Annotated in this window: 16 protein-coding genes and 1 pseudogene; 8 read left to right on the top strand and 9 right to left on the bottom strand. The window is 69.3% G+C overall.

What is annotated here, in order from left to right; all coding sequences use genetic code 11:
* Positions 1–1,188: 1,188 nt before the first annotated feature.
* Positions 1,189–1,773: a GrpB family protein gene (locus E1294_RS45770; RefSeq protein WP_132518053.1), complete on the top strand. Its 585-nt coding sequence runs from the start codon at positions 1,189–1,191 to the stop codon at positions 1,771–1,773.
* Between the two features lie 63 nt (positions 1,774–1,836).
* Here the strand turns inward: E1294_RS45770 and E1294_RS58560 are convergent.
* The 5 genes and pseudogenes from E1294_RS58560 to E1294_RS45745 form a co-directional block, all read right to left on the bottom strand.
* A pseudogene (locus E1294_RS58560) lies at positions 1,837–2,193 on the bottom strand (FAD-dependent monooxygenase); the annotation flags it as partial.
* 82 nt (positions 2,194–2,275) lie between these two features.
* Positions 2,276–3,112, bottom strand: coding sequence for an SDR family oxidoreductase (locus E1294_RS45760; RefSeq protein WP_132518051.1), 837 nt, complete (start codon positions 3,110–3,112; stop codon positions 2,276–2,278).
* Entirely contained in the window at positions 3,109–3,711 is a 603-nt protein-coding gene (locus E1294_RS45755) for an alpha/beta fold hydrolase (protein ID WP_132518049.1), read from the bottom strand. Before E1294_RS45755 ends, E1294_RS45760 begins: the two co-directional genes overlap by 4 nt.
* The gene (locus tag E1294_RS45750; protein WP_132518047.1) at positions 3,708–4,193 is read right to left on the bottom strand and encodes a DUF3224 domain-containing protein; all 486 of its coding nucleotides are present in this window, start codon (positions 4,191–4,193) and stop codon (positions 3,708–3,710) included. The genes E1294_RS45755 and E1294_RS45750 overlap by 4 nt, the downstream gene beginning before the upstream one ends.
* Positions 4,194–4,321: 128 nt before the next feature.
* Entirely contained in the window at positions 4,322–4,957 is a 636-nt protein-coding gene (locus E1294_RS45745) for a TetR/AcrR family transcriptional regulator (RefSeq protein ID WP_132518045.1), read from the bottom strand.
* A 603-nt stretch (positions 4,958–5,560) separates the two neighbouring features.
* Here E1294_RS45745 and E1294_RS45740 point away from each other — a divergent pair.
* The 3 genes from E1294_RS45740 to E1294_RS45730 are packed head-to-tail and all read left to right on the top strand — an operon-like array spanning position 5,561 to position 7,682.
* Positions 5,561–6,046: an RrF2 family transcriptional regulator gene (locus E1294_RS45740; protein ID WP_132518043.1), complete on the top strand. Its 486-nt coding sequence runs from the start codon at positions 5,561–5,563 to the stop codon at positions 6,044–6,046.
* A gap of 41 nt (positions 6,047–6,087) precedes the next feature.
* Positions 6,088–7,260, top strand: a complete 1,173-nt coding sequence (locus tag E1294_RS45735; RefSeq protein WP_132518041.1) for an MFS transporter — start codon at positions 6,088–6,090, stop codon at positions 7,258–7,260.
* Positions 7,261–7,277: 17 nt separating this feature from the next.
* Positions 7,278–7,682, top strand: a complete 405-nt coding sequence (locus tag E1294_RS45730; RefSeq protein ID WP_132518039.1) for a RidA family protein — start codon at positions 7,278–7,280, stop codon at positions 7,680–7,682.
* 525 nt (positions 7,683–8,207) lie between these two features.
* On the opposite strand, the gene E1294_RS45725 is transcribed toward E1294_RS45730, so the two are convergent.
* Positions 8,208–9,104: a maleylpyruvate isomerase N-terminal domain-containing protein gene (locus E1294_RS45725; RefSeq protein ID WP_165977857.1), complete on the bottom strand. Its 897-nt coding sequence runs from the start codon at positions 9,102–9,104 to the stop codon at positions 8,208–8,210.
* Between the two features lie 124 nt (positions 9,105–9,228).
* Here E1294_RS45725 and E1294_RS45720 point away from each other — a divergent pair, with 124 nt between their 5' ends.
* Positions 9,229–9,882 (top strand): winged helix-turn-helix transcriptional regulator, encoded by a 654-nt coding sequence (locus E1294_RS45720; protein WP_132518035.1) that lies wholly within the window; start codon positions 9,229–9,231, stop codon positions 9,880–9,882.
* 269 nt (positions 9,883–10,151) lie between these two features.
* Here the strand turns inward: E1294_RS45720 and E1294_RS45715 are convergent, their stop codons facing one another.
* From E1294_RS45715 to E1294_RS45705, 3 genes are read right to left on the bottom strand one after another with little or no spacing between them, the layout of a single operon-like run.
* Positions 10,152–10,910 (bottom strand): ABC transporter permease subunit, encoded by a 759-nt coding sequence (locus tag E1294_RS45715; RefSeq protein ID WP_132518033.1) that lies wholly within the window; start codon positions 10,908–10,910, stop codon positions 10,152–10,154.
* Complete coding sequence (locus E1294_RS45710; RefSeq protein WP_132518031.1) at positions 10,907–12,382, bottom strand: ABC transporter permease subunit; 1,476 nt, start codon at positions 12,380–12,382, stop codon at positions 10,907–10,909. Before E1294_RS45710 ends, E1294_RS45715 begins: the two co-directional genes overlap by 4 nt.
* Positions 12,379–13,347 (bottom strand): ATP-binding cassette domain-containing protein, encoded by a 969-nt coding sequence (locus tag E1294_RS45705; protein WP_132518029.1) that lies wholly within the window; start codon positions 13,345–13,347, stop codon positions 12,379–12,381. Before E1294_RS45705 ends, E1294_RS45710 begins: the two co-directional genes overlap by 4 nt.
* 142 nt (positions 13,348–13,489) lie before the next feature.
* On the opposite strand from E1294_RS45705, the gene E1294_RS45700 reads away from it, so the two are divergent.
* The 3 genes from E1294_RS45700 to E1294_RS55115 are packed head-to-tail and all read left to right on the top strand — an operon-like array spanning position 13,490 to position 15,785.
* Positions 13,490–14,152, top strand: coding sequence for a response regulator transcription factor (locus E1294_RS45700; protein ID WP_132518027.1), 663 nt, complete (start codon positions 13,490–13,492; stop codon positions 14,150–14,152).
* Positions 14,149–15,309: a sensor histidine kinase gene (locus E1294_RS45695; protein ID WP_132518025.1), complete on the top strand. Its 1,161-nt coding sequence runs from the start codon at positions 14,149–14,151 to the stop codon at positions 15,307–15,309. Before E1294_RS45700 ends, E1294_RS45695 begins: the two co-directional genes overlap by 4 nt.
* A gap of 59 nt (positions 15,310–15,368) precedes the next feature.
* Complete coding sequence (locus tag E1294_RS55115; protein WP_132518023.1) at positions 15,369–15,785, top strand: hypothetical protein; 417 nt, start codon at positions 15,369–15,371, stop codon at positions 15,783–15,785.
* Positions 15,786–15,937 lie beyond the last annotated feature (152 nt).

The following is a 15,937-nucleotide window of genomic DNA, read 5'->3' as shown; positions in this document are numbered from 1 at the left end:
CGCGCGGTCAACGGCGCCCACCTGGTCGCACTGGTCCGAGCGGGCGCCCTTTTCATCGACGGCAAGCTTGTCGAACGTCCCGCAGAATCAACCGTCTCCACAGCCGCCTAGAACTTCATGATCCACAGGTCTTGACTATTGCTCCCGGATTCAAGCCGTCATGTGCTGGGCAGGACAACCAGCGCGCACGGAAGCTCACCGGGATCCATGTACACGCGAATGGCGGCTTGACCCGGCACGTCCGGCCCGGTATGGCTACACCTGACCGACGAGGAGGAAGACCACTGACGGTGCAGCCAGCGTGAGAAGCTCTTGCTCATGACCGAATCAGATGAGAAGGTCGGCGACCGTCATCGCCTCAGCCCTGAGACAATGAGGCGTACTGGATCCTTCGCGATCATCGCGGGCCTGCTACTCGCTGTGTCTCAAGCCATTAGTGGCCCTGTCGGGTTATGGTCTGTATGGGTTCCCATCTTTCTGACTATCGCCGTAATCGGCGTTGGTTTTCGCATTGAGGCTGCGATCCGAGACCGCTCTCGCGACTGACGCGAACCTTGCATCGTGCAGCAGCAAAAGTGCAGCAACCTCATCGATCATCGGCGACCACGCGTGATCTCCATCGGCAGTCTGACCACTGCAGAGACCGCCAACGACCCCCACGCCACGATTTCGCATCGAAGGGGTCAGGGGGGTTCGAATCCCCTCAGCTCCACCACCAGTTCGTCGGTATTCACCGGCGATCCTCCCGACATTCCAGTACTTCGGCTACTGACTTGCTGGCCCCCTTGGCCCTGCGGCCGGTTCTCCCGGCCTCCACGGCGGGCCGTCACTCCCGCGACTACTACGGGGCCTCCGCCCCACCCACAGCCATCAGTCGGCAACGGACCTGCCCACCACCGAACCGGCTGCCCGGCGGCTCGGGCGACCGCGGATGGTTCCCGCGTTCACCATGCAACCGATCGGTCAGGGAGATGCCCAGCTCTACTCCGGCAGCATCGCCACGCCTACGCCGCAGGCTTTCAGCGTGGCCTCCCCACCGGAACAGGAACCCGGATTCGCAGTTGACCCCCCGTCCAAGGACAGCGGATCACGCACTGCCCCCCGGCCCATATCCACCAGATTTGAGCCGGCTCACTGCTTAGGGGGTCTTTTGCCATCGAAGTCTGGTCGATGGCCCAAACTAGGGACATGCCTTTCCCCGATGAGTCGGCCGCCGTTGCCGTAGCGGACTACCAGCCGCTGTGGACAGTGGACTTCGAGCAACTGGCCGGAACTCTGCAAGGCGCCCTCGGAGATCAAGCCCGTGCGATTGACCACGTCGGATCCACCGCAGTGCCGGGTCTGGCCGCCAAGGACTGCGTGGACATCCAGGTTCTCGTCGACGCGATCGACGAGAACCGACAGACCGCGCTCCTGGCCGCGATCGGCTTCCGTTGCCGACCGGAACCCTGGAACCGTGCTGAGGTCTCGGGCGGGCAGGAGTGCCGCAAGCTGGTATTCGCGCCACCCGTCGGTGCGCGACGGAGCAACATCCATCTGCGTGAAATGGGCGGGCCGAACGTCCGCTTCGCCCTCCTGTTCCGCGACTACCTGCGCGCCGATGAAGCCGCTCGCCTGGCGTGGGGAGCATTCAAGAAGCGCCTGGCCCTCAGCGTGTCGGACTTGATCGGCTACGGCCAGATCAAGGCCCCGGCCACGGCAGTTCTGATGATGGCGGCCGAACGCTGGGCAGCCGAAACCGGCTGGCAGCCAGCTCCGGGCCACGCTGCCTGAAGCGGAATCGCAGGTGGGTGCCGTCCTGCCATCGCACGGTGACGGCCTCGGCGTCCTTGTGAGCCCTGTCACGCGAGCGCCGCGCAGGATGCGCGCGCCCAGCCGGACGGCTCGGGCCTCCAGTAGGTGCTCGGTGCCACTCTGCGGCACGATGAGCATCATGGGGTAGCGGCTGTCGAGCCGGGTGAAGTCCACGCGCGAGGCGTGGGCGGGCGGCACCTGGCGGATCGTGTGGCCCCTCGCCACCAGGTCGTCGGCCATCCCGCGGGCGTCGAGGAGCTCCAGAGCCCGCGCGTGCACGGCGAAAGCCCGGGTGATGTCGGGCTCGGCCCGTTGTTCCAGGACCCGGCAGGAGACGCCGGCCAGGGCGAGCTCACAGGCGGCCATCAGGCCGCTCGGTCCCGCGCCCACGATGAGCATGTCGTCCACGGTGCACCTCCGGAGAGGGCCGGTCTGAAGGGGGCGCCGGGCGGGCGGAGACCCACCCGGCAGGTGGGGACGGTCACACCGGGGCCAGGAAATCGGCGCGGTGGTGCTCGACCCACTCGGCGTAGGTGCGCGGCCGGTCGCCGGTGAGCGTCCGTACGGTGTCCAGCACCCGATGCGGCCGTTCCTGCGCGGACCTGAGGATGTCCAGCAACTGGTCGACCGCCGGTTCGGGAACCCACCGCCGAATTTCGCGGGCCGCCTGGCCGGCGGGTGTCTCGTGGAAGCGCGCCGGTCGCCCGGTCACCTCGCCGATGATGCGTACCCGTTCGATCTGGGTGAGCGCTTGCGGGCCGGTGACTTCGAAGGTGCAGCCGGTCAGGCCGTGCTTCAGGAGGTGGGCGGCGACGGCGGCGACGTCTCTCTCGTCGACGGGAGCGAGCGCCGCGCCACCGTACGCCCCGGCGGCCACGCCGGCCGTGGCCAGTTGTGGCGCCCAGTTGAGATCGTTGGCCATGAGGTAGGTCGGCCGGACGAACGCCCAGCCGAGGCCGGACTCGCGTACTTCCGTCTCCAGCCGCGCCTGCTCGCGGCCGAGCCATCCCGGTTCGGTGAACGTCACCACGGCCGAGGAGAGCAGAACCACCTGGTCCACCTGCGCGGCGACGCACGCGGACAGGACTTGGCCGAAGATCTCGAAGACGGGGAAGAGGAACACCTGGCGCACCCCGCGCAGCGCCGTGGCCAGCACCTGAGGGTCGGCCATGTCGCCGGAGACCACCTCCACGCCGCCGGGCAACGCCGCCTTCTCCGGGGTGTCGAGGGTCAGGGCGCGGACGGGCTCTCCGCGTCGGAGCAGGCTGGTGACCACGTTCCTGCCGATGTTTCCGGTCGCGCCGGTGACGAGGATCATGTGGGGATCTCCCTTGCTGGGGGATGGTGCAGGATGTCGGTGAGGAGCCGTGCCGTCGCCTCCGGTTCGACGGCGTACGGCATGTGGCCGCCGGGCAGGTCGATGACTGTCGTTCCGGCCTGATCGGCCACCCAGCGGGAGGCGCGGCGCAGCGCCGGCTCCGGCTCGCCGGGGGCGGCCAGCACGTAGAGGGGGACGGAAGAGCCCGCCAGTTCGGAGGCGAGCACACCGGGTGAGGGGAGGGAGGCGGCCGCCCCTGGCGCGTCGGCGCCGAAGAACGCCTCGCCGTTGGCGAGCAGGCGTTCACGCTGGTGGGCATCGAGTCGGTCGCAGTCGCCGCCGAGCGTCCGGCGGGCATGCGCCGCCATCGCCGTCCGTGGATCGGTGACGTCATGAGGCAAGGGCGGCAAGGGCGTGTCGGGCAGCACCGTGAACAAGGGCGGCTCGTGGACGAGCGCCGCCCGCACCAGGGCGGGATGGCGCGACAGCAGATCGAGGACGATGAACGCGCCGAGGCTGCCGCCCCAGACGATCGCCGGGGCGGGCGATGGCGTGGCTGAGTGGCAGGGCGCCGGGTTCCGCGGACATCTGGCGCTCACCTCTCGAACCAGTGGGTGAAGCTGTCTTCGGCCGACCATCTGCCGTCCGGGCCCAGTTCCACGGTGAAGGCGCCGTGCCCGCGAAGGCCGGCCAGTTCGCCGGTGCCGGAGCCGGGCACCACCGTCCAGAAACCCTGTCCCCTCCCCGGCCGGTCCCCGTAGCCGTAGGCGGTCAGCACGAACATCCCCGATCTTCCACCCACCGATCCGATCACCCGTTCGACCCCGGTGACGATCTGGGAACCGTCCGGCTGGACCACGCGCACGTGGTCGGCGTGCCCCGTGCCCTCGATGCCGCCGGTGAACCGCTCGGTCATGAGCGTCGCGAACACCGCTGGGCCGCCTTCGATCTGCGGGCCGATGTCCTGTTTGTCCATGGTGAGCACCTCGACGGAGCTGGTGTGCGTCACCGCATCGGGCGGCGGGGGCTCCTCCGCGAAGCTCGTGGGTCCCTCGGTGAGCCCGCCCCAGGTGAAATTCATGTGATCCTTCCCTTTCCGCCGGTGTTTCCGACAATATCAAACCGAACTGTACAGTTTGATTAGATGGCATGGTCACATCCGGCTCATAGCCGACCGCCGCCTTCAGTTCTCGCTCGGGCCGCCTTCGCTCAGGTCGTCGCGCGCAGGAACAGGTCCACGATCCGCTCGACGCGTTCGCGTTCCGGGGCGGCCACCGGGCCGTTCACGGCCACGATCCCGTCCGGCAGGATGTACGTGAGCAGGCCGCCCGTGAGCAGCCGGGTCGCCGCCTCCACATCGTCGACCACGACGATCCCGGCCTCGCGCGCCCGCTCCAGCAACTCTGCCACCCTGAGCCTGACGCCCCCGGTGATCGTCTGGGCCCACAGTCGCCCGATCTCCGGCACTCGGGGCGAGTCGGCGATGATGACGCGCGACAGCGCGAGATACTCTCCGCCGGAGACGGTCTCCAGCACCTCCGATGCCAGTTCGATCAGCGTGGTCCGCAACGCAGGCAGCGAGTCCACCGGGCGCTCATCCTGCAGCACCGCATGATCGTGGTTCAGCCTCGACAGCAGCGAGGTGAGCACATCGACCATGAGTCGCTCTTTGCTGCGGTAGTAGACGTACAACGTTTGCTTGGACACTCCCGCCGCCTTGGCGATGGCGTCCGTAGTGGCGCCGGCGAACCCTTCCGCCAGGAACACCCGCGTGGCCCCCTGATGGATCTGAGCCCGCTTCGCCGCGCTCCGCGGTGACTCCCGGGTCTTCTTCGACGCCTCCATGATAAAACCGTACTGTTCAGTTTGATTCGACGTCAAGTCGTGTGCGCCCAGAACCCCGGCGGGAGCCCCGGGATTCCGCCGGGGTACTGATCGGAACGCTCATGCCCTTCCCTGAGCGGACCTGCGGGCGAAGCCGGAGGCATGCACGGGACGCGGACCGTAGGCGATCAACCGGGACGGGAACTTCCTGAAGGCCGGGAAGTGCCGCGCCAGGAAGACCAACGGCCTGGGCGGACGCGCGCCTCGGCCGGCGAAGGCGGGGACGAACATGGTACGGTGCAACGCCCGTTGGACGGCTTGCACGATGACGGTCGGCCTTTTGCACCTTGGCCAGGTGGGTGCCGGTGACGTGGCCCCGTCGCAACGGCTCGGCGAGAACCGTCGCAGCCGCCGCGGCGTCCTGGACGGCGAGGTTGATGCCCATCCCGCGAGATCGCGCAAGCGTGCACCGCGCTGGTGCCCGGATGCACGACGGGACCGCGGCGACGAAGACGACCCGCGTTCCGTGCAGGGGTGGCTCGGGCGCGACATCTGCCCCACACCCGGCACCGCGGCGCGGCGCCGCGTTGCTTGAACTATATCTGGATATGTATTATCCAGAATATGCGGACGAGCGAGGGTGTGGAGTGGGCGCTGCACGCGTGCCTGAATCTGGCCTGGGTCGAGGACGGTCACCCCGTGCCGGCCGCCGCCCTGGCCGGCCACTTCCAACTGCCTCCCGCCTACCTCAACAAGCAGTTGCAGGCGCTGGTGCGGTCCGGGATCGTGTCGTCGACCTCCGGCCCGCGAGGCGGGTTCCAGCTCGCTCGCAAGCCGCAGGACATCACCGTGCTGGACGTGGTGGTGGCCATCGAAGGCTCCGAAGAGGCGTTTCGCTGCGCCGAGATCCTGCGCGACGCCCCTGACGGCGAGATGGGGATCGACTACCGGAACACGTGCGTGATCTCCCAGGTGATGCGGAAGGCCGAGCTGGCCTGGTGGAAAGAGCTGGCCGGTCGGACCCTGGCCGAGGTCAAGGCCACCGTCGAGTCCCGGTTTCCCGCGGTGCCGGGCCAGACGCGCCACGGGCTGCTGAACCGGCGAGCCTGAATGTCTCCTCGCAAGAGGGTTCCCCTTTGGAGTAATTCTAGATGTTTCCTATCCAGGTAGATGAGAAAATGCGGGGATGGCTAGCGGTTCTGGCGGTATCGCTGGGAATCTTCTCGTTGATGACATCCGAGCTACTGCCCGTGGGCCTGCTCACGCCGGTCGGTGAGGCGCTGGACGTCTCCGCGGGCACAGCCGGCCTGATGGTCACCGTGCCAGGGCTCGTCGCTGGGCTGGCCGCGCCCTTGCTGACCGTACGGGCCGCAGCGGTGGACCGGCGGCTCATGCTGGCGTGGCTGGTCGGCCTGATGGCGGTGGCGAATCTGGCCTGCGCCCTCGCCCCACACTTCGCCGTCGTGCTCGCGGCCCGCGTCATGATCGGGGTGAGCGTCGGAGGCTTCTGGGCCATCGCGGGCGGGCTCGCCGCCCGGCTGGTGCCGCCGCAGCAGGCCGGCGCCGCGACCGCCGTCATCTTCGGCGGCGTCTCCACGGCCTCCGTGCTCGGCGTTCCAGCCGGGACGCTGATCGGAGAGGTCGCCGGATGGCGGGGTGGATTCGCCGCCGTCGCCGCCCTTGGCCTGGCCGCGCTGGCCGGGCTGCTCCTCCTGGTGCCGCGCCTGCCCTCGCAGAGGACGATCCGCTTCACCGACCTGCCCGCACTCCTGCGGACCAACACGGGTGTGCGGGTCGGCCTGGTCGTCACCGTCCTGCTGATCAGCGGACACTTCGCCGCCTACACCTTCGTCCGCCCCCTCCTTCACGATCTCGCTCAGCTCGACGACAGCCTGATCGGCGTGGTGCTGATGATGTACGGCCTGGCGGGCATCGCCGGCAACTTCTTGGCCGGCCACCGGGCATCCAGGCAACTGAACGGCACGCTTGCCCTGATCGCCGCCACCCTCGCCGGCGCCACGGCGCTGTTCGCCCTCGCCGCCGCGGGGCCGCTCGCGGGCACCGTTGTGCTGGTCGTGTGGGGCCTGGCTTACGGCGGGGTCTCGGTGACGCTGCAGACCTGGATGCTCAGGGCCGCGCCCGGCATGACCGAGCCCGCGTCGTCCCTTTTCGTGGCGGCCTTCAATCTGTCCATCGCCTTCGGCGCTCTGGTCGGTGGGTTCACCGCCGACCAGAGCGCCACCGTCGGCGTCTTGTACGTGGCCTGCGGGCTGACCCTGGCCGCCGCTCTGACCGTCGCCGTCCGCAGCAAGCAGACGATCTAGCCCGGAGGGATACCACCATGGCACATACCATCATCAACCCCGAAACGCTGCACAACCCGGTCGGATTCGGCTACAGCCACATCGCACGCGGCTCAGGGGAGATCGTCTTCATCGCGGGCCAGTACGCCTCCGACGGCGACGGCCACGTCACCTCCGAGGACTTCGCCGAGCAGGTCGAGCAGTCGTTCGCGAACCTGGGCAGCGCGCTGGCCGCGGCCGGTCTGGACTTCCGCCACGTTGTGCAGATCCGCACCCACATCGTCGGCCACGACGCAGCCAAGTTGGAGATTCTCGCCAGGGCCGTCCAGGAGATCTGGGGAGACCTGCCGCCCACTCAGACGCTCACCGGAGTGGCTGCGCTCGCTCTGCCCGGCATGCTGTTCGAGGTGGACGCCGTCGCGCTCGCCGGGGACGTTTCCTGACACGAGGGTCGCGGAAGAGGGGCCGGTGGATCAAGTTCCGGCAACAGCACCGGCAGCACTGCCGGACCATGATCATCATGACACGTGGGTCGTCGTCGCTCACGCCGGATGGTCGCCCCAACGGGCGGAGGGTTTCGTCGACTCTGTCGGGCAGCGGCACGAGCGGTTGTGCCGCCGTGGTGCAGCATTCGCTCGTCAAGGCGCGGACGGCCTGGCCGAGGATCGGCGACGATCCCGATCCGTACGCGTACCGCATCATCGTCAACACGCACGCCTCCTGGTGGCGGCGCGCTGGCGGGATGAGGTGCGTGTGGTCACAGCCCGCGCCTTACTGCCTCAACGCCCTCCCGCACCTGGAACCCCGCGTTCTGTTCCCCCCACGACCACCTGATCAACGGTCCCCAGCGGCAGGACATGCCCGCGCGGCCAGGGGAGCCCGAGACCTCCCGGCCCTCCGTACGTGAGGGCGAGACCGAGATCGATCCGAGCGATGGCTGTTCCTGGGTTCCTCAACCTCGGGGGCCGCTACGGGGGACTGATGACGGTGAGCATGCGGGCGAGCTTCCACGGCCGACGACCCCAGGCGGTGAGCTTTCCTTCGAGAAGTGATTTCGCTATTGCTTGTCGGCCGATGAACACCAGCATGAGGGCCGCGGGGTCGGCGGACAGGTGGGCGTCGACGTCGCGTGCGCCGCCCGCGTCGAGCGTCAGCGAACCGCGGTCGAAGAGCATCAACGTGCGTCCGCCTCCGCGTAGGCGCAGGTCGAAGCGGGCTTGGAAGGATGAGGCCTTCTCCTGGTTCACCAGGGCCGTGGACGGCAGAGCGGCGATGAGTGGAAGCACGCCGTCCTCGATCGCGAGCAGAGCATGGTGACGCTGGATCGGCCACGGGCGTCCGGTGGCTACAGCGATGTCATGGCCGTGGATCAGGCATTCCTCCAGCAGGTGACATGCCACCGCTGACGCCGGCAGGCGGACGCCTTGTAGCCACGTGACGGTGACTGCATGCGAACGCGAGGCGATGTCGTCGAACTGCTGTGCCAGCCTGCCGAGGCGATCGGCGAGCACGCTGGGATCCCGTTCGTCGTCCCGGGCCAGCATCTTGGCGTTGGCCTGGGCCATTCCCGCCGTCGTCACCGTGGCGTCCGGGACCGGTCTTCCGGCGATGGCGTCGGTGTCGAGGCGGAGAATGTGAGCCAGGTGAGCTGCGACATCGCCCACCGTCCACGTGCCGACGGCACCGGATCCGGGGTCGGGAGCGCTCCGCATCAGTGCGACCAGGCGGGGGATAACCTCCCGCAGTGCCGCGCGAGCCTGGGCCAGGGTGTCGGACCCGCCGCTGCGCGTCGTGGCCGGGACCGTGCCGGCGCCTTCTCGCGCGGCAGGGTATGGGCCTCGCGTGGAGGAGGGGGTGTCCGTCATCGATTCACTCCTGCGGCATGAGGGCTTGTGGAGGTGGCCGTCCCATGGCCCGGATGGGGTGCACCCCTGTCGGCGCGACACGCTGGATATTGTCAGGTTGGCTTGAGAATGTAAAGTAACCGGCATGAGTCGGAGCTACGGCCAGTACTGCGGCCTCGCCCGAGCGCTCGATGTCGTGGGCGACCGGTGGAATCTGCTCATCGTCCGCCAGCTCCTCATCGCTCCCGCCCGTTACCGCGAGCTGCTCGATGGGCTCGGCGGCGTGGCCACGAACCTGCTCGCCGACCGTCTGCGCGACCTGGAGACCGCCGGAGTGGTCGAGCGGCGGCTGGCCGAGGAGGCCAACGCCATCGTGTACGCGCTCACCCCCTGGGGTGCCGAGCTGCGGGAGCCGGTGGAGAGCCTCATCCGCTGGTCCACGCCCCTCATGGCGCGCGGGTCAGGCGGCGACCGCTTCCACGCCGAATGGCTCGTCGTCGGGCTCGGTGCCCTGTTCGCCGGCAGGACCGCACCCTGGCCGTCAACGGTGGGGGTCGCGGTCGGCGGCCAAGTGCTCCAGCTGCGGGCGACACGCTCGGGCATCGAGGTGACCCTGCATGATGGCGGGGCTCTGGATGCCGTCGTGCGTGCCGACGCCTCGATCGTTCTCGGGCTGGCGGCGGGCGCGCTCACTCTCGACGACACCGGTGGGCTCGTAGACATCGAAGGCGATGAAGCTGCCGCACGAGCCCTTTTCGACTCCCGGCGCTCCGATGCCGAAGGCTCCACGCGCCGATGACCTCTCACCCCATCACCCGCACCGGCGGCGCAGGGCGGTCATCTTCCGGCGATCGGCCAAGCGATCAGCACTGAACACGGCCGCACGCCACACCGGGCAGGGGTTTCAGTGAGCGGGTTAGGTGGCTGGTGTTAAGCGAGATCGAGCCAGTGGTGCCAACGTTACCGATCTGTAGGCCCTCAGCGGCGGATGCGAGACCGCCGTCCGCGCAGCCGTGGTGGTCGAGATCGAGGCGCGGACCGTCATTGGCTGGCGGCTCAGGTCGGGCCTCAGGCGTCGCGGCTGTGCAGAAGCAGGCCGCCGCCCAGGAGCGCCGCGGCGGCCCACCCGGCGGTCACCCCGAGACCGGCCCAGGGACTGATCGGCAGGCTGGACAGATCGGTGGTGGCCTGAATGGTAAGCCCGGCGTTCATCGGCCCGATCTGCTGGAGCAGGCGCTGCCAGTGCGGATCGCCGATCGTCTGGGCGAGGATGGGGAACAGGTAGAGCAGGCCGAGGACCACCCCGATACTGGTCGCCGAATCCCGCACGATGGTGGCGACGCCGAGGCTGAGCAGAGCGATCAGCACCAGGTAGAGGATCGATCCGACGACCGCGCGCAGTGTGGCCCCGTCGGCCAGGGACGGTGCGGTGAAGCCGTGGCCGGGCAGGATGAGCCACGCGGCCAGCAGCGACCCGAGCACCGCGACGGTCCCGGCCGCGGCCGCGAGGCCGGTCAGGGTGACGGCCTTGGCCGCGAGCGCGGTGGCCCGATGCGGCATCGCCGCCAGCGTGGTGCGGATCATGCCGGAGCTGTACTCGCCACTGATGACCAGCACGGCCAAGATGGCCAGTGGCGCCTGGCCGAGCTGGACGCCGACAAGGCTGAGCTTGGTCATGTGGCCGTCGCAGCCGGCGGACGTGCAGATCACCACCGAGGTCGCCCCGGCGCTCAGGGTCACTGTCGCTGCGATGGTGCCGAGTAGCAGCCACAGAGGGCTGGCGACGGTCCGTATCTTCGTCCATTCGACGTGCACGGCCGCTCTCATGCGTCCCTCCTGCGCAGAAGCAAGGCCGCCGCGGCCAGGCTGACCACCGCGTAGCCGGCCAGGACGGCGAGCCCGGCCCACGGTTCCAGGGGGTAGTAGCCGTTGTACGGCGTGTAATTGCTGGCGACCTGGTCATACCGCACCAGCGTCTGCTGGAGGGCGAAGGCCGCGGCAGGTGTCACCCGCATCAGCCAGTCCGACACGCTCGCGGGTAGGAACGGTATGGCGACCAGGATGTAGGGCAGTACGAGGGCCACGATGACGGCGGTGACCGCGCCGGCACCGTGCCGGAACAGCGCCCCGACCGACAGGGCCAGGATGGAGGCGGTCGCGAGCAGCGCTGCGGTCCCGAGCGCCACCCGCAGTTCGGCGGAAGAGGTCACCGGGAAGATGTACACGCCGTTGGCATGGGCGAGCCGCTCGCCGAGCGGAACCGCGACGAGCGTCCCCGCCAGCCCGGCGACGAAGGTGACGACCCCCAGCACGATCGCCTTGGCCACCAGCACCCCGCTCCGTCTCCGGCTGGCGGCCAGGGTCACGTGGATCAGGTTCTCCCGGTATTCGGTGGAGATGAACAGTACCGCCACGACGATCACCGCGATCAGCGCGGCGAACGTGCCGGTGAGGATGTCTCCCCGGGTGCCGCCGGTGGGCAGGGTGTCGCGTACGGCGGGCGCTATGTCACCGGCGCCGGTCACCGTGAAGCCACCGTCGGATGCCATGAACGAACCCGATGCGTTTCGCGGGTAGCCGGCGAAACTGGGAGATTCGGCTCCCACCTGGTCGCCTGCCCAGTGACGGTCGGCCCAGCCTCCCCGGGTATGAAGATCCGCGAAGGCGGCGGTGGACACGCTGCCGCGCGTGCCCATGCCGTCCACGGAAGGCGGGGATGCGACGAACAGCCCGCCTCGCACGGTCGGCCCGAGCCCGTCCACGTGCGCGGTGCCGACCTTGGTCCAGTGCCTGGCGTCGGCGGAGGCATAGCCGGTGACCGCGTCGCCCGAGCGGTCCAGCCGCAGCCAGCGGGGCGACGCGCCGGTGGTGGGCCCGGCGGTGTCGTTGACGTAGTTGTCCTGCATCCGCACGCCGTGGCCGCCGGTCACCATGATCGCGGCGTAGGGCGACCCCTGGCGGGTGCTGGCTTTGATGATGAGCCCGGCCTTCGCCCACGGCACGACGCCGGACCGCAGCTCCGCAAGATCCGTGGGGATGCCGCTCTTGAGCGCGGAGACCGAGACGGTGATGCTGCCGATTCCGGTCAACGGTCGGTGCACGAAGTAGAAGCTGTCGGTGACCGGCTCACCGCCCGGTCCGATCGGGACGGGCGGCGAGCCCTTCTGATCGCTGCTGATCCCGGCGAGCGCGGCGAACAGCACCACCAGCAGGGTCGCCATCGCCGTGCCGGTCACCCAGCCCGTGACCGTCCGGAACTTGGTCCATTCCGCGTGCAGCAACTGGGGGAACCCCGTCACCGTGAGACCTTCGCAGGCGTCGCGGCGCGGAACTCGACCGCCTCGTGGGTGAGCTCCAGGTAGACGTCCTCAAGGGTGGCGCGGTGTGCTGATACCTCGGAGAACGGCACCCCGCTCTGGCTGAGCAGCGTCACGATCCGATCCGCGGGCAGTCCGGAGACGGTGATGGTGCCGCGGCCGGTGGCCATCACGCTCGCCCCGGCGTGCGCGAGCACTCTCATCGCGTGCGTCCCGGCCGTGGTCCGCAGGGCCACCCGGCCCGCGGAGGCGGCCGCGATCAAATGGGCCACGCCGGCGTCGGCGATGGCCTTGCCGCGCCCGACCACGACGAGGTGATCGGCCGTGTCCTGCACCTCGCTCATCAGGTGGCTGGAGACCAGCACGGCGCGGCCCTGAGCGGCCAGCGACCGCAGGAATCCGCGCATCCAGACGATGCCGTCGGGGTCCATGCCGTTGAACGGCTCATCGAGCATGACGATCGGCGGATCGCCCAGCAGGGCCGCGGCGATCCCGAGCCGCTGGCGCATGCCGAGCGAGTAGCCTCCGGCCTTGCGCCGGGCCACCGAGGCCAGGCCGACCAGCTTGAGCACCTGGTCCACCCGCCGCGCAGGCAGGCCCTGCGCGTGCGCCAGCCACAGCAAGTGGTTACGTCCGCTGCGGCCAGGGTGCAGCGCCGCCGCGTCCAGCAGCGAACCGACGTGGTCCAGCGGACTCCGGAGGCTGCGGTACGGCATACCGTCGATGAGCGCCGTGCCCTCATCGACCGCGTCCAGCCCCAGGATCACCCGCATCGTGGTGGACTTCCCGGCCCCGTTCGGTCCCACGAAGCCGGTCACCACACCCGGACGGACGGTAAAGGACATGCCGTCGAGGGCCAGGGTCGCCCCATACCGCTTGCGCAGCCCGGCGACGACGATCCCCCGGGCGCTCCTCTCGGCCGGCTCACGGTTGGAAAATGGACTCATGCCGACGGTTGTACGCCGCACCCGGTTCCAGCCGGGTCGCAGCCGCTGCGACCCGGCTGGAACCGGGGATCTGGCATCGTCAGAGCATGGCACCTCGACCCGGCGGCAGGTTCGGCCGCACGATGAGCGGCGGTGAGGGGCGGTGAGGGTCCTCGTCGTCGAGGACTTCGAGGTCCTCGCCCGCTCCATCGGAACCGGGCTGCGCCGCGAGGGCATGGCCGTCGACGTCGTCCTGGACGGAACCGCCGCCCTCGACCGCCTGGCCGCCACCCGCTACGACGTGGTGATCCTCGACCGCGACCTGCCCGGCGTCCACGGGGACGAGATCTGCCGGCGACTCGCCCACGGCCGCTGTGAGACCCGCGTCCTGATGCTCACCGCCTCCGGGACGATCGAGGACCGCGTCGACGGGCTCAGCCTCGGCGCCGACGACTACCTGCCCAAGCCCTTCGCGTTCGCCGAACTGGTCGCCCGCGTCCGTGCCCTGGCCCGCCGCGCCACCCCGCCGCTGCCGCCCACCCTGACATGCGGGGACATCACCCTCGATCCGGCCCGCCGTATCGCCTTCCGGGCCGGCCGGCGCCTTGAGCTGAGCCCCCGGGAGTTCGCCCTGCTCGAATGCCTGCTCGCCGTACCCGGCCTGGTCATCTCCGCCGAGGAACTGCTCGAACGCGTCTGGGACGAGGCCGCCGACCCCTTCAGCAGCGCCGTCAAGCACACCATGCACCGGCTACGGGCCAAGCTCGGCGACCCGCCCGTGATCGAGACCATCCGCGAGGGCGGCTACCGCATCGGACCGTCATGACCACCCAGACGCTCACCAGAAGGTCCCTGCAGAAGCGGCTCGCGCTCGCCTACGCGGCGGGCATCTACGCCGCCGGAACCTTCGTGCTCATATTCGTCAACGTCCCGCTGGCCAGCGTCCAGGAGACCATGCCCGCAGGCCCCGCCTCATCCGGCACGGTCATCGAAACCGGACCCGGACCCGGGATCAGCCTGCCCCAACTCCTCACCGGATCCGCCGTCGCCCTGGTCGTACTGATTCCCGTCGCCCTGGCTCTCGGCTGGTACGTCGCCGGTCGCTTCCTGCACCCGCTGCGCGCCATCACCACCACCGCCAAAATCATCTCCGCCGGAGACCTCCACCGGCGCCTCGACCTCGGCGAGCCCACGGACGAGCTGACCGAACTCGGCCACACCCTCGACGACCTGTTCGCCCGCCTGCAAGCCTCCTTCGACGCCCAACGCCACTTCGTCGCCAACGCCTCCCACGAACTGCGCACCCCACTCGCCGGCCTGCGCACCCTCCTCGAAGTCGCCCTCGCCGACCCCGACGCCGACGCCGAGGCCCTGCGCTCGGTCTGCCGGGAGGCCCTCGCCCTGGGCGAACACCAGGAGCGACTCGTCCAAGCGCTGCTCGCTCTGGCCACCAGCGAGCGCGGCGTCACCCGCTGGGACACTCTCGACCTCGCCCATGTCGTCGAAGGAGTGCTCGCCTCCCGCCGCGCCCAGGCCACGGAGCGAGGCATCGACCTCGCCGAACACCTCGCGCCCGCGGTGACGGCAGGGGACCCGAGACTGATCGAAAGCCTCGTCGCCAACCTCATCGACAACGCCATCCGCCACAACCACCCGGACGGGCACATAGAGATCACCACTCGGATCTCCGGCACGGAGGCGACCCTCACGGTCACCAACACCGGGCCGGTCATCACCGGCGACCAGATCCAGCGGCTCTTTCAACCCTTCCAGAAACTGGCGCCCGATCGTCACGGCCGCAGCGACGGCTACGGCCTCGGCCTCGCCATCGTCAACGCCGTCGCGCAAGCCCACCACGCCACCCTCACCACCAGCGCCCGCCCCGAAGGCGGCCTGTCCATCACCGTGCGGTTCGCGCGAATCTCCTCCGAACCATCCCTAACGTCAGGGACGGCTGAAGACCGGGCAGGTGAACGTGAGTGAGCCGCCCGGGTCGGCGTCGATCTCGATCCGGTCGACGTGACCGACGCCGATGACGCTCGATGGTCGCGTGCCTGCCTGTGGCCGGATCACCGGAGCGGGTCGCGAGGCTCGAAGCGGAGATGGCGTTGGCGACGACGGCCCCTCCTCTGCTGCTGCAAGGTGACGCCGTCGAGATGTCGAGCGGCAGCATGGGTGCGATATACGAACAGCCCGCGATCGCCGGCATCGCCGCGGCCGTCAGAAGAGCGCGCTCCGCACTCGACAATGAGAACTGGGCCTCCTGGTGGCAGGCCATCGAGGCGGACGGAGCGTTCGCTCACCTCCTGGATGAACGGAGGCGGCGGGTGATGAGTAAGGAGGGCGACCACCACGTGTCGGTCTCCGTTCATGAGCGTCTTTTGCGCCGTGCCGGTTTCCACCAGGTCGGAACGATCTGGCAGATGGGCGACGACAGGATCCTCGTGGCCATTCGATGACGTACCGGACTGGGCCGGGTGGTGGGCGCCGAGCATCGCGTGGGTGTCGGCGGTGATCTGCTCGACCCGCTGTGATAGGCCGCTGAATTTTCGGGGTGTCGGGTTGGGTCGGACCGGGGCGCCCTGTCGTGATCGCTCACGTGGGGTTTCCC

It is taken from the genome of Nonomuraea diastatica (genome assembly GCF_004349015.1).
Taxonomy (GTDB): Bacteria; Actinomycetota; Actinomycetes; order Streptosporangiales; family Streptosporangiaceae; genus Nonomuraea; species Nonomuraea diastatica.
This window is presented reverse-complemented; position numbering and strand designations above follow the sequence as displayed.